Origin of the sequence: Mucilaginibacter phyllosphaerae (assembly GCF_004378255.1) — a bacterium.
Taxonomy (GTDB): domain Bacteria; phylum Bacteroidota; class Bacteroidia; order Sphingobacteriales; family Sphingobacteriaceae; genus Mucilaginibacter; species Mucilaginibacter phyllosphaerae.
Genome location: NZ_SNQG01000001.1, coordinates 548,593 through 561,326 on the forward strand (window position 1 = coordinate 548,593; position 12,734 = coordinate 561,326).

The window sequence follows — 12,734 nt, forward strand, 5'->3', positions numbered from 1 at the left end:
CTGCATGAAAAAAATTAGTTTAATACTACTGGCAGCTATCGCAATAAGCGCCTGCAAAGGCAAAAGGCCGGCAAACTACCAGGATAGCGCCTCTGCCGCATCGGCAAAAAAAGGCGAGTGGATAAATCTTTTGGCCGATAGCACCATGGCCGGATGGCATACCTACGGTAAAGGCCCGGTAGGTGCTGCATGGCATTTAAAGGATGGCGAACTGCACCTGGATGCATCTAAAAAAGCCGATTGGCAAAGCGCAGGCGGCGGCGATATTGTTACTGATGAAGAATACGAAAACTTCGACCTGAAAGTGGAGTGGAAGATCTCTCGTGCCGGTAACAGCGGTATTATGTTTTACGTGCATGAGGATACCACCCAGTATAAATACCCATGGCAAACCGGCCCCGAAACACAAATTGCAGATAATAAAGAGAACGAGGATGGTAAACTAATTAAACATCGCGCGGGCGATTTGTACGACCTGATGTCGATAGATAAGGAGATCGTTAACAAAGCCGGTTCGTGGAATAAAACCGAAGTGATTGCCAACAAAGGCCAGCTTACGATACTGGTAAACCACGAAGTGGTATTAAAAACCACCCTATGGGACGCTAACTGGAAAAAGCTGATAGCGGGCAGTAAGTTTAAAGAATTCCCCGGTTTTGGTACCTACAAAAAAGGCCGCATTGCCCTGCAAGACCACGGCGCGGATGTATGGTTTAAAAAGGTTGAAATAAAAAAGCTATAGGATGATCGGGCTAATGGTTCGAAAGGCTCACCATGACAAGCTAAAACACTATGTCAGTCTGAGCTTGTCGAAGACTTGTACGCTCGGTTAATGGTTCGACAGGCTCACCAGGACACACTCCTTAATGTCAGTCTGAGCTTTGTCGAAGACTTGTACGCTAGCCTAATGGTTCGACAGGCTCACCATGACATCTGCATTATGTCAGTCTGAACCTGTCGAAGACTTGTACGCTCGGTTAATAGTTAGACAGGCTCACCAGTACACACTCCTGAATGTCAGTCTGAGCTTGTCGAAGACTTAGCAAGCGGGTTAATGGTTCGACAAACTCAACATAACCATGCCTGCCTGTAATGGCATGCTGCAAACCTACATCGTTTCTATGGCATTGGGGTTTTTGGGCTGCCAGATGACATAGTAATAAACAAGGCAAAACACCCCCATCATAAACGGAATAATGGCCAGATGTTTATACGTAACAGGCCCATAAACATGCAAGGTATCGTAGCCCATAAACTCGCTGATCATCCAGTAGGAGTTGGCACTTATCCAAAAGGTAATGGCCAGGTTGTGGCAAAGTTCTGATACCATCTCGCGGGTACGGTAAGCTATCATTACAGAAATTGCCAGTGTAGGGATGATCATTACCAGGCCGAGGGGTTTCCAGAACAGGCACCAGCCAATATCTTTAAAAAGCCAGAAAACGATATGCAGGTTTTCCATCCTGCGGTATTTTATGGGAATACTGTATTGTGACATGGTACTGCTAAAATAATAAAAAAAAGTTAGCTGTACACAAGGGCTATTTCAGCCAATCGTACCAATTTTTTATCCGGTATTCATAAGCTAAAACTTCGGGGATATTTACGCTGCTTATCATCTTCCACTCCTTTAATTCAGGCAAAAATTGTGGTTCCGGCAGCCCGGCTTTGACAGCAGCCAAGGTGTAAAATTCAGCTTTTGGCGGGTGGTGCGGTGTACAAGCGTTTAAGGTATAACCGAATGCATCCTGGTGAAGCACAGCGCGGGTTAGGCTTACACAATCATCCTGGTGAATCATGTTTACAGAGGCCAATCCGTTGGGGATGTCCTTTTTACCGGCAAAAAATCTGCCGGGCTCGCGGCCCGGGCCAATCAATCCGCCAAAACGGATGATGGTTGTTTTAAAGGCGGTTTGCTGCCTGAAAAGTTCTTCGGCCTGTGCCAGTATTATCGCTGATGGCGTATCAGACGCAGTATCATCATTTTCGGTTAACTCTTTATTCCGATCAGCATAAACCCCGGTAGAACTTATGAGCACTACTTTTGTAACGCCGTGCCCTATAATAGCCGTAACCGCGTTTCGTAACTTGGGCACATATTCCGCCCCTGCTCCCGACCGGCTTTTGGGAGGAATAGCAATAACCAACACATCGCAATTGAAAAAAGCGGGGGCGTAATTAGCATTATCCGTTGATAAATCTATTAGGAACGGATTGACACCTTCTGCCTGAAGGGTATCCAGTTTATTTGGTGAGGTGGTAGAACCATTTACTTTTATACCGCCGGCAACCAGCGTTTTTGCCAGCGCCAGTCCAAACCATCCGCAACCTAAAATACTAACCGTCATACAAAGGCGAAGATAAGGAGCACTAACCAAACGCTAAAACAAAAACCAATGTTATATTTGTGCATGGATACGCCTCAAACTTTACCTGTTTTAACGGATACCGAGCTACGTGTGCTGGGTTCGCTGATGGAAAAAAGCAAAACCACACCCGATTATTACCCCATGACGCTTAACGGACTTACTGCCGCCTGCAATCAGAAAACAGCCCGTAAACCCGTGGTAGAATACGATGAGAATACCGTAATGCTGGCTTTGGATACCTTGAAACGTAAAGGGTTAATATCTACCGCTACCGGCGGCAGCAGCAGGGCTACCAAATATAAGCACAACTTTGGCATCGTGTTCCCGGTGGTACCGGCAGAGGTGGCGGTGATATGTTTACTGCTATTACGCGGGCCGCAAACGCCGGGCGAGATCAACACTAACTCGGGCAGGTTGTATGAATTTGACGACCTGGATGAAGTACATGCTATGCTGGAGAAACTGGCTACCGATGAAACACCGTTTGTAACTCAGCTGCCTAAACGCCCCGGCCAAAAAGAAGTACGCTACCGGCACCTGCTGGGCGGCACCATTGTAGAAGACGACACACAGGACGAGCCCACCCGCCGTGCCCATACATCTGAGCTGGAAGAGCGACTGAGCAAAGTAGAAACCGAACTGGCCGAACTGAAAGAAGCCTTTGATAAGCTGATGAAAGAACTTAGCTAAGGTGCCGGCCCTCGCTGCCCTCCCCTAATATACGTTCTATGCGCTTATCGGGCACAAGCCACATCAAGGCTACAACGGCATACAGGGCAAAAGCCACCCATGAATACACAAAGGCAACGGCAATGGCCGCAGCATAAATACCGGTAGATATTTTACCCTTGGTATCACTACCCACGGCCCTTGCTAATACAGAATGCTCGCCGTGGTGCTTAATAAGCGTTTGCGCCAGGATCCAGTAAGCTATCGAACTCATAATCAGTATCACCCCGTAACAAATTACCGGGAGCCGGGCAAAGTGGTTCTCGCCCATCCATGCGGTAACAAAAGGCACCAATGATAACCAAAACAGCAGGAATAAATTAGCCCATAAAATGGCGCCGTTTACAGATTTGGCCGCATGCATCATATGGTGATGATTGTTCCAGTAGATCCCTACATAAATAAAACTAAGCACATAGCTTAAAAACACCGGCCCCAGGTGGCGCAGGGCCTCCCAGCCGGCATCATGCGGCACCTTAAGTTCCAGCACCATTATGGTGATGATGATTGCCAAAACCCCGTCGCTAAAAGCTTCTAAACGTCCTTTACCCATTGTGTATGTTAATTATTTTTAATGGCCGGCTCCTTATTTGCCTGCAATGCCTTATAGCGTTTCATGGCTTCTACAAAATAGTAGTCGGCATAGGTAAGCGGTACGTCTACCTCTGTACCTGCCGGGAAATGCCCCACGCTGTGCTTTAACAAAAACCCGCCGTTTGTACCGGGGGCCGATTTATATTGCGGCGATGACAGCGTTTTTAAAATGCTTGCTGCCGTATTAAAATAAGTTTGTGCTTGAGCCTTATCTGCATACGTGCAAAGTTCTAACAATGCCGAGGCTATAATAGCCGCTGCGGATGCATCACGAGGCGCATCCGGAATATTGGGTGCATTAAAATCCCAGTAGGGTATTTTATCGGCGGGCAGGTTAGGGTTGTTCAATATAAATCCGGCAATGTTATTGGCCTGGTTTAAATACTTTTTATCCCCCGTTTCGCGGTACATTACCGTAAAGCCATAAAGCCCCCAGGCCTGCCCCCTTGCCCATGCCGATGAATCTGCAAAGCCCTGTGCGGTTTTCTGCTGCTGCACAGCGCCGGTTTCGGGGTTGTAATTCACCACGTGGTATGAACTGTGATCCGGGCGGTAATGGTTTTTGATCGTATTATCGGCATGTGTAACTGCAATTTTATAATAGCTGAAGTCGCCGGTTGCTTTGGTAGCCCAAAAAAGCAATTCCAGGTTCATCATATTATCGATGATCACCAGATAATCTGACGGTTTGGAATCCCATGACCTGATGGTACCGGTTGTTGGGTTAAAACGCGTAGCCAGCGATTTGGCGCTGTTTAGCAACACCGCCCTGTATGCTGCCAATGGCGCCAACCGGTTAGCCGTGCCAAAGCTGCAATACATCATAAAGCCCAAATCATGCGTATGGGTGTTATACTGCTCTTTAGCCAGTAGCTTAAGCATGCGTGCGGCCTCCTGCATCAATGCCTTATCGCGGGTTTCCTGGTAAATATTTAATAAGGTGCCCGGGTAAAAACCGCTGCACCACCATCCAGAGTTACTGGTTTCGAGCTTACCCGTTGCCGGATAAAATGTTTTGGGGAACTCATCAGCCTTTAATTCACCTGCAAACATTTTGTACTGTGCACCGGCATCTGCCATGTTTTTATTGATAATGGCCAGCAAGGCAGGCTGTAGCTTAAATTTATTTTTTTGCTGCGCGATGCCGGGCAAGGCTATTGTTATCAGCAATAAAGCAGCACAGATAAGAGGCTTCAGGTTCATTCAGATCAAATTTACCGGGGTTAACTCAGGCTATCCACCGAAATATTAAAAATATCTTTCAAAGCTTTTTTTGCCGCATAATAACCGCACATCCCATGCACACCGCCCCCCGGCGGCGTTGACGACGAACAAATATACAAACCCTTATGCGATGTTTGATAAGGCGAATAGCGCAGCACCGGCCGGGTAAATAACTGCCCGATATCGATCACCCCGCCGTTAATATCGCCGCCGATGTAGTTGGGGTTATATTCTTCCATCTGCCCGGTATCCATGGTATGCTTCGCTAAAATCACATCCTTAAAACCCGGTGCATAACGCTCAATCTGTTTCTCGATATTCTCGGTCATGTTCTTTTTAGAGCCGTTGGGCACATGGCAATAAGCCCAGGCAGTGTGTTTCCCTTCCGGGGCGCGGGTAGGGTCGTACAGGCTTTGCTGGGCAAGCAATACATAAGGTTTATCGGGATGCCTGCCATTCCAGGTTTGCTGCTCGGCATCACGGATCTCGTTGAGCGTGTTACCCAAATGCACGGTCCCTGCTTTTCGGCAGGCCGCATCTGTAAAGGGGATCTGTTCGCTTAAGGCCCAGTCTACTTTGTAAACGCCCATGCCATAACGATAACGTTCCAGCTGCCATTTATAAACCGATGAGAATTTATGCCCCGCAATCTGTAATAATTGTTTGGGTGTCACATCAAATAAAACTGCATGTGCCGATGGTAGCTGCGCTAACGATGTGATATAATTATCTGTTTGGATCTTGCCGCCTAAGTGCCGGAAATACCCCGCCAGGGCATGAGCGATCTGATCAGAGCCGCCCCTGGGTATAGGCCAGCCCTGCAAATGCCCGGCGGCCATCAGCACCAGCGCTATGGCCGATGTAGCTACATTGGTTATGGGCTGCATGGCATGCGCCGCCATACCGGCTATTAAGGCCTTTGCCTGCTTGGTTTTAAACCGGCCGGCCAGCATGGTTGCCGGTTTTATGGCATCCAATCCAAAGCTTGCCAATGCCAGCGGATGCCTTGGAAAATGCAGCGGGCCCAATACATCGGCAGCTATCAAAGGCCAGTTTTTAGTAACCGACTGCATCAGGCTGCGGTAGGCTTGCTCATCGGCACCCAGGTATTGGGCTGTTTCATCAATACTGCGGCACAACATAGCTGTGTGGGCATGCTCTAAGGGGTGCGCGGCATCAACATCTGGGTAAATATATTTCAGGCCATGATCGGCCAGCGGCAGGGTTTTCAAAAACGGCGAAGCCGCGGCCAAAGGATGAATAGCCGAGCAGATATCGTGTTTAAAACCTGGCAACGTTAATTCGGCCGAGCGCAGGCCGCCGCCAATTTCGCCTTTACCTTCTATGATTAGTACATCGAGGCCATTTTGCTGCATTAATATGGCCGCAGCCAGCCCGTTTGGGCCCGAGCCTACAATTATTGCATCAAAATCGCGCTTATCAAGAGCCATAATATGTATTAGAAATCCGAATAATCTGTAGGATATAAAAATATAATATCCCCTTTGGATACATTATGCTGAAACTCCTTACGGCCAGATAAGTCTTTCCATTGTGCATCATTACCAAAAGCATCCCAATGTTTATCCCTGTCTGCCTTATCGTTAAATGTGGTCAGGTACATCAGGTTGGGCATCCTGTCACCAGCAATAACGCTGCCATAAAATACCGGGTTAAAGCCCAGCCTGTCAAACAGGTCGGTTTCGCCGCTGTTAAACATGCGCACTTTATTGTAGTGCAGCTGTTCGGTGGCACTTTCATAACTGCGCAATTCATATACACGTTTTGCCCTGTCGCCGCTTAGTTTAGGTAAAACAGGTTTTAGCCGGGTTACAAAAGCCTTAAGCAAGGTACTTTCTACCCGGGTGTAAGGCGCATCGTTATAAGCCGCATTTACATAATCTGCGCTGCTTTTTGCAGTATTGTTTAGCTTTTTAACCCGCTCATCTATTATTTGCACGTCATCCCATTTCTTATAGGCCGTAAATACGTAGATCTTTCTGTCGGCGGTATCTGCAGTAACAGGCTTAAATACCCCTATGTTAAAAATATTATTTTGATGTAAAAAAGGCAGATACGTTTTTTTAAGATAATCGTCTATCAAGCCCTCCTGCTTTTGGGTTTTATAATGATAGACCTTAATTTGATAGTAATAACTATCTGCAGATTGTGCTTTTGTTACTAAGCCAAAGCACCAGATAGCAAGCGTTAATGTTATGCTGTAAATAAACTTTTTATAGAATGGCATACCCAACTAATTTATCGAAAAAAAAAAAATTTAAATAACTGTAATAATTTGCTTTAACAAAACTACAAACAAAAAAAGCCTGCCACCCGGGCAGACTTTTAGTACACGTATTTTATATTATTTCAATTCCCTAACCCAAATGTTACGGAAACTGATCGGTTCGCTTTTATCGCCATGCGCCTGCAGTTTAATAGGTGCAGGGCCATGCGCCATGCGGTAAGCCGCTGTGCCGATATACTGGGTAGGGCCTAACAGTTCTACGTTATTCTCTACCAGTACGCCGTTAAACAAAACGGTTACACGCGCCGGGGTTTTTACTTTATCGCCGTCAAACGTTGGGGCTGTCCAGATCACGTCATAAACATTCCATGTGCCCGGTGGCCTGGTTGGGTTAGCCAAGGGGATAAATTGTTTGTAGATACTGCCCGCCATACCGTTAACGTAGGTTTTATTATTGTATGAATCTAAAACCTGCAATTCGTAACCCAGATCACCTTTACCTATAGATGCCAGGAAAATGCCGCTGTTGCCGCGCGCCTGGCCGGTACCTGTAATGTTTGCCGGCACTTTCCATTCAATATGCAACTGGTAGCTGCCAAAAGATTTTTTAGTTTCGATATTACCCGATGCTTTGTTCACCGTAAATGCATCGCCCTTTACGGTCCATTTTGCATCGCCGCCGCTGGTTACATCCTTCCATTCGCTCAGGCCGGTTTTGCCGTCAAACAAAACCACCGCATCAGACGGGGCATCGCCTGCCGTTTTTGCTGCCGTTACCACTGCCGGTACAGGCTCCCACTTTTCGGTATCTTCCGGTTTGCCGGTTTGCTGTGCATTTGCCATATAAAAGCCTCCGGATAGCAAAGCGGTTAAAATTAATTTATGTTTCATTTTTGGTTTAATTGGTTGGCTTAATTATAAGTACAGTTTGGTTTTAAGGTAGGCGCTGCTTTTGGCAATGCTTTTATAAGGATCTATATTGGTAAAGTTCTCCTGCTCTACAATGTAGTGCTTAATGCCTGCCAGCCTGGCCTGGCCCAGTATGTTTTTAAAGTCGATAGCGCCGGTACCTATCTCGGTATTCAGATCATGGTTTAACTTATCCATATCCTTAATATGCACCATCGCAAAACGGCCGGGGTGTTTTTTAAAGATCTCTACCGGGTTTTTACCGGCACGCAATACCCAGTACAGGTCCATTTCCATGGCTACCAGTTTAGGGTCGGTATATTTAAGAATGGTATCGTAAAAGGTGGTGCCTTCTACCTCGTGCCATTCAAAATTGTGGTTGTGGTAACCCAGCTTTAAGCCATGCGTTTTGCAGATGGCGGCAGCTTTATTCAGTTTATCGGCAATGGATCTAAAATCGGCTGCGGTTTTGATCAGGTCGTGGTTTAAAGATGGTACCACAATGTAAGTTTGGCCAATAATTTTTGCAGCCTCGATATAGCTGTTAAAGGCATCCATACTGCCGCTGGTAAAGTACTCGTCCATACCGTAATGGCCGCTGGGGGTTTTTAAGCCGTTTGCCTTTAGCAGGGCGCTAAACTCTTTTGCACTTAAGCCCCAAAAACCGTTTTGTTTAGAGTAGCCGTAGGTTTCTACCTCTTTGTAACCGGCTTTGGCCACTTTTGCTATAACGCCTTTAACATCCTTAGGCAGTTCATCGCGTAAGCTGTATAATTGTAACCCTATGCCGTTTACACTTTTTGCCGAAAGCAATTGCGGTGCCAGCATCATACCTGCGGATACCAGGCCCGCCTGTGTTAAAAATGTTCTTCTGCTTGTCATTTATTTTTTATTGGTTGATGTATGTATTGGTATAGACCCATTGCCGGGCCAATAGTTTAAACATCGCAAATATGTACCGCTTTGCGCAGCGATGCCAGCTTATCTTTTTGCTTCGGGATAAACTCCTGCGCTACAAAGCCTTTATGCCCTACTTCTATCACGGCGCGCATAATGGCCGGGTAGTAAAGCTCCTGGGTTTCGTCTATCTCGTTGCGGCCCGGTACGCCACCGGTGTGGTAATGCGCAATATAAGGGTGAAACTCGCGGATAGTGCGGATCACGTCGCCTTCATCTATCTGCATGTGGTAGATATCGTAAAGCAGCTTAAAATTTTCTGATCCCAGCCTTTTGCAAAGCTCGGCGCCCCATGCAGTGTGGTCGCACTGGTAATCTTTATGGTCTATTTTGCTGTTTAGTAATTCCATCACCAAAACAACATTGTGCTGCTCGGCCAGTTTTACCATTGGCTTTAAACCCTCCACGCAGTTTTTCCATCCCTCTTCATCGGTTTTACCGCGGCGGCTCCCGCTAAAGCAAATGAGGTTTTTATAACCTGCCTTAGCCACTTTAGGGATCATATCCGCGTACTGCTTATGCAGCTGCTCATGAAAGCGGGTATCGCCGAAACCATCTGTAAGGTTTATTTCGGCGCCGTTGCACATAGATGAGGTAAGCCCGTATTTTTTAAGGGTAGGCCAATCCTGCGGGCCAACCAGGTCTATCCCCGTAATCCCTATCTCTTTGGCAGCCCTGCACAGGTTCTCTACCGATATATCGCCGTAGCACCAGCGGCATACCGCGTGGTTGATGTTCCCTTTGAGTTTATCGCTCATTTGTTCTTTTTCTTCGGATTTGAAGGAGGACAGCATCCCCGATGCGCCAATTGCCGCAGAACCTGCAAGCAAACTTTTAATAGCCGATCTTCTGTTTGTGTTTGCCATGTAATTAAACTTCTACCCTCCCTGTTCCCGGTTCTTCAATATCCAGGCCCGGTTTGGTTTGAATTTGATTGGTATCTTTAAAAAATATGATAAATACTAAAAACACAAATGCTGCTATGGCTGCAGGTATTAACCAAACACTTGTCCAGTTGTGGGATGTTTCTGACACCTTAAACTTATCTACAATAGGGCCTGATATGTACGAGCCGATAAGCATCCCTACACCATATGTTGCTAAAGTGATAAAGCCCTGTGCCGCGCTTTTAAATTTTTCACCGGCAAGGTTATCGGTATAGATCTGGCCGGTTACAAAGAAGAAATCGTAACAAATACCATGCATCACAATACCGGCTATCAGCATCCAGTAGTTTGCACCGGTATCGCCGTAGGCAAAAAAGATGTACCTTAATACCCAGGCAAGCATGCCTACTGCCAGCATTTTTTTAACGCCCAGGCGCACAAAAAACAACGGCATCAGCGCCATAAACAAAAATTCGGATACCTGGCCTAACGACTGAACACCCGCTGCAGCCTTCATACCAACCTCGTTTAAAAACGGATTAGTAAAGTTATAATAAAATGCAAGGGGAATACAGATAGCAACAGACGCCAGAAAAAAGGTAAGGTATGATCTGTTTTTTAATAGGCCTAATGAATCTAAACCTAATATATCGCCCAGATTTGTTTTCTGTCCTTTTTTTGCTGGAGGGGTAGCCGGTAGAGTAAAGCTTAATAAACCCAAAATTAACGATGCAATTGCCGCCATTTTAAAGGTTAATACCAACGAATTACTTTGCTCCCAGCCTAACCAGCCGATTACCAAACCCGCAATGATCCATCCTAAAGTACCAAATACCCTGATTGGCGGAAACTCTTTACTTGGGTTTGCCATTTGTTTAAATGAAACCGAGTTTACCAACGCAAGTGTAGGCATATACACAATCATGTAAGCAAATATGATAGGGAAAAATCCCTCGAAATTAGGTACCGTTGTAATATAGTACAGCAACGCCGCGCCGGTTAAATGTAAAATACCTAATACTTTTTGTGCCGAAAAAAACCTGTCGGCAATTAGCCCGATAATGAACGGTGCAATAATAGCCCCCCAGGATTGTGTTGCGTAAGCGTTACCGTTTTGTACGCCGGTTGCGCTTAGTGTTTTGGTAAGATACGTCCCCATGGTTACAAACCATGCCCCCCAGATAAAAAACTCCAGGAACATCATGGTAGATAACTTAACGCGTGTTGTTACGGTCATATTTATAAATAATTGGTTTTGGTTAATTGGTTGGCTTGGTTGTTATTTTACGGTTAAAATATATTTTACCATTTCTTTTGCATCAGCAACGGGCAGGTCGGGGTGTGCGGTCATACCTACGGTGCCCCAGTTGCCGCTGCCGCCTTTAATTACTTTTTCGGCCAGCATATCAATGTCCGATTCTTTGTATTTTTTAGCAATATCAACCAGCGCAGGGCCAATTACCTTGCTTTGTGCGTTATGGCAGGTATTGCAATCGCTGGCAGCCATCAGGGCTTCGCCTTTGTTATCTGGTGTGCCGGCAGCTTTGGTGGTACCAATGTTATTTACGGCAGTATCCTGCGCTGCATCTGAATTATGAGCAACGGCATTCTGATCTGCCGACTTTGCGCTGTCGGCTTCGCTGCCGCCGGCCGGTTGTGATTTATCGGCGCCGCCGCAGGCTGCCATTGCTAAACTTATAGCTAATATTACGAATATCTTTTTCATGAGCGTTGTGTTTTAGAGCGTTTTATTATTGTTGTTATTTATAGTCCTATTAGTGATCTGTTGAAGGCATCATCGCTGCCCGATGCTGCAAAATCATCAAAGGCACGGCCTGTAACCCTGATGATATGGTCTTTAATGAATTGTGCACCTTCGCGGGCGCCATCTTCTGAATTTTTTAAAGCACACTCCCATTCCAGCACTGCCCAGCCCTTAAAATCGTATTGGGTAAGTTTGCTAAAGATGGCTTTAAAATCTACCTGCCCGTCGCCCAGCGAGCGGAAACGGCCTGCGCGATCGATCCAGTCGGCATAGCCGCCGTAAACCCCCTGCCTGCCGGTAGGGTTAAACTCGGCATCCTTTACGTGGAACATTTTAATGCGTTCGTGGTAAATATCGATGTATTCCAGGTAATCCATCGCCTGTAATACAAAGTGCGACGGATCATATAACAGGTTGGCGCGCTTATGGTTGTTAACTTTGCTTAAAAACCGCTCGTAGCTAACCCCGTCGTGCAGGTCTTCGCCGGGATGGATCTCGTAACAAAGGTCGATGCCGTGCTCGTCAAATACGTTCAAAATAGGTTTCCAGCGCTTGGCCAGTTCGTCAAAGGCAGCATCAACCAGGCCCGCGGGGCGCTGCGGCCATGGGTAAACCATGCCCCATATCAGCGCACCGCTAAAAGTAACGTGCGCATTTAGCCCCAGGTTTTGCGATGCTTTGGCAGCTGCGTTTAACTGCGATACCGCCCATTTTTGCCTTTCGGCGGGGTTGTTTTTAACCTGTACGGGTGCAAAGGCATCAAACAGGCTATCATAAGCGGGGTTTACGGCTACCAGCTGCCCCTGCAAGTGGGTAGATAGTTCGGTAATTTCTAAACCGGCCTCGTTCACAATCCCTTTTATCTCGTCGGCATAGGTTTTGCTATCGGCTGCCTTTTGCAGGTCGATAAAGCGCAGATCATTGGTTGGCAGCTGCACACCCTTATAACCCAGGCCTGCCGCCCATTGGCAAATAGACCTCAGATCGTTGAATGGCGCTTCGTCACCAATAAACTGGGCTAAAAATATGGCCGGTCCTTTAATGGTATTCAT

At 46.6% G+C, this 12,734-nt stretch carries 14 protein-coding genes; 2 read left to right on the forward strand and 12 right to left on the reverse strand.

Going from position 1 to position 12,734, the window contains the following annotated elements:
• Positions 1-4 precede the first annotated feature (4 nt).
• Positions 5-742, forward strand: coding sequence for a 3-keto-disaccharide hydrolase (locus E2R65_RS02105; RefSeq protein ID WP_134334819.1), 738 nt, complete (start codon positions 5-7; stop codon positions 740-742).
• 366 nt (positions 743-1,108) lie between these two features.
• On the opposite strand, the gene E2R65_RS02110 is transcribed toward E2R65_RS02105, so the two are convergent.
• Both E2R65_RS02110 and E2R65_RS02115 read right to left on the reverse strand, forming a co-directional pair.
• Positions 1,109-1,498, reverse strand: coding sequence for a hypothetical protein (locus E2R65_RS02110; RefSeq protein WP_204986265.1), 390 nt, complete (start codon positions 1,496-1,498; stop codon positions 1,109-1,111).
• A 43-nt stretch (positions 1,499-1,541) separates the two neighbouring features.
• Positions 1,542-2,348 carry an SDR family oxidoreductase gene (locus E2R65_RS02115; protein ID WP_134334820.1) on the reverse strand — a complete coding sequence of 269 codons (807 nt, stop codon included), beginning with the start codon at positions 2,346-2,348 and terminating at the stop codon, positions 1,542-1,544.
• Positions 2,349-2,411: 63 nt separating this feature from the next.
• On the opposite strand from E2R65_RS02115, the gene E2R65_RS02120 reads away from it, so the two are divergent.
• Positions 2,412-3,059, forward strand: a complete 648-nt coding sequence (locus E2R65_RS02120; RefSeq protein ID WP_134334821.1) for a YceH family protein — start codon at positions 2,412-2,414, stop codon at positions 3,057-3,059.
• Here E2R65_RS02120 and E2R65_RS02125 read toward each other — a convergent pair.
• The 10 genes from E2R65_RS02125 to E2R65_RS02170 form a co-directional block, all read right to left on the reverse strand.
• Positions 3,052-3,651 (reverse strand): TMEM175 family protein, encoded by a 600-nt coding sequence (locus tag E2R65_RS02125; RefSeq protein WP_134334822.1) that lies wholly within the window; start codon positions 3,649-3,651, stop codon positions 3,052-3,054. The genes E2R65_RS02120 and E2R65_RS02125 overlap by 8 nt on opposite strands.
• 8 nt (positions 3,652-3,659) lie before the next feature.
• Entirely contained in the window at positions 3,660-4,895 is a 1,236-nt protein-coding gene (locus E2R65_RS02130; RefSeq protein ID WP_134334823.1) for a glycoside hydrolase family 88 protein, read from the reverse strand.
• A 20-nt stretch (positions 4,896-4,915) separates the two neighbouring features.
• Entirely contained in the window at positions 4,916-6,367 is a 1,452-nt protein-coding gene (locus E2R65_RS02135) for a phytoene desaturase family protein (protein ID WP_134334824.1), read from the reverse strand.
• 8 nt (positions 6,368-6,375) lie between these two features.
• Positions 6,376-7,164: an NIPSNAP family protein gene (locus tag E2R65_RS02140; RefSeq protein WP_134334825.1), complete on the reverse strand. Its 789-nt coding sequence runs from the start codon at positions 7,162-7,164 to the stop codon at positions 6,376-6,378.
• A 117-nt stretch (positions 7,165-7,281) separates the two neighbouring features.
• A complete protein-coding gene (locus E2R65_RS02145) occupies positions 7,282-8,055 on the reverse strand; it encodes a 3-keto-disaccharide hydrolase (protein WP_134334826.1) in 774 nt (257 codons plus the stop codon).
• 24 nt (positions 8,056-8,079) lie between these two features.
• Positions 8,080-8,955 carry a sugar phosphate isomerase/epimerase family protein gene (locus E2R65_RS02150; protein ID WP_134334827.1) on the reverse strand — a complete coding sequence of 292 codons (876 nt, stop codon included), beginning with the start codon at positions 8,953-8,955 and terminating at the stop codon, positions 8,080-8,082.
• Positions 8,956-9,011: 56 nt separating this feature from the next.
• A complete protein-coding gene (locus E2R65_RS02155) occupies positions 9,012-9,896 on the reverse strand; it encodes a hydroxypyruvate isomerase family protein (RefSeq protein ID WP_134334828.1) in 885 nt (294 codons plus the stop codon).
• 4 nt (positions 9,897-9,900) lie between these two features.
• Positions 9,901-11,154: a nucleoside permease gene (locus E2R65_RS02160; RefSeq protein ID WP_134334829.1), complete on the reverse strand. Its 1,254-nt coding sequence runs from the start codon at positions 11,152-11,154 to the stop codon at positions 9,901-9,903.
• 42 nt (positions 11,155-11,196) lie between these two features.
• A complete protein-coding gene (locus E2R65_RS19800) occupies positions 11,197-11,643 on the reverse strand; it encodes a c-type cytochrome (RefSeq protein ID WP_134334830.1) in 447 nt (148 codons plus the stop codon).
• Positions 11,644-11,681: 38 nt separating this feature from the next.
• Positions 11,682-12,734 carry a sugar phosphate isomerase/epimerase family protein gene (locus E2R65_RS02170; protein ID WP_134334831.1) on the reverse strand — a complete coding sequence of 351 codons (1,053 nt, stop codon included), beginning with the start codon at positions 12,732-12,734 and terminating at the stop codon, positions 11,682-11,684.

Coding starts and splice junctions, on each gene's coding strand:
- E2R65_RS02105 (WP_134334819.1), top strand. CDS start 5: ATGAAAAAAATTAGTTTAATACTACTGGCAGCTATCGCAATAAGCGCC.
- E2R65_RS02110 (WP_204986265.1), bottom strand. CDS start 1,498: ATGTCACAATACAGTATTCCCATAAAATACCGCAGGATGGAAAACCTG.
- E2R65_RS02115 (WP_134334820.1), bottom strand. CDS start 2,348: ATGACGGTTAGTATTTTAGGTTGCGGATGGTTTGGACTGGCGCTGGCA.
- E2R65_RS02120 (WP_134334821.1), top strand. CDS start 2,412: ATGGATACGCCTCAAACTTTACCTGTTTTAACGGATACCGAGCTACGT.
- E2R65_RS02125 (WP_134334822.1), bottom strand. CDS start 3,651: ATGGGTAAAGGACGTTTAGAAGCTTTTAGCGACGGGGTTTTGGCAATC.
- E2R65_RS02130 (WP_134334823.1), bottom strand. CDS start 4,895: ATGAACCTGAAGCCTCTTATCTGTGCTGCTTTATTGCTGATAACAATA.
- E2R65_RS02135 (WP_134334824.1), bottom strand. CDS start 6,367: ATGGCTCTTGATAAGCGCGATTTTGATGCAATAATTGTAGGCTCGGGC.
- E2R65_RS02140 (WP_134334825.1), bottom strand. CDS start 7,164: ATGCCATTCTATAAAAAGTTTATTTACAGCATAACATTAACGCTTGCT.
- E2R65_RS02145 (WP_134334826.1), bottom strand. CDS start 8,055: ATGAAACATAAATTAATTTTAACCGCTTTGCTATCCGGAGGCTTTTAT.
- E2R65_RS02150 (WP_134334827.1), bottom strand. CDS start 8,955: ATGACAAGCAGAAGAACATTTTTAACACAGGCGGGCCTGGTATCCGCA.
- E2R65_RS02155 (WP_134334828.1), bottom strand. CDS start 9,896: ATGGCAAACACAAACAGAAGATCGGCTATTAAAAGTTTGCTTGCAGGT.
- E2R65_RS02160 (WP_134334829.1), bottom strand. CDS start 11,154: ATGACCGTAACAACACGCGTTAAGTTATCTACCATGATGTTCCTGGAG.
- E2R65_RS19800 (WP_134334830.1), bottom strand. CDS start 11,643: ATGAAAAAGATATTCGTAATATTAGCTATAAGTTTAGCAATGGCAGCC.
- E2R65_RS02170 (WP_134334831.1), bottom strand. CDS start 12,734: ATGAATACCATTAAAGGACCGGCCATATTTTTAGCCCAGTTTATTGGT.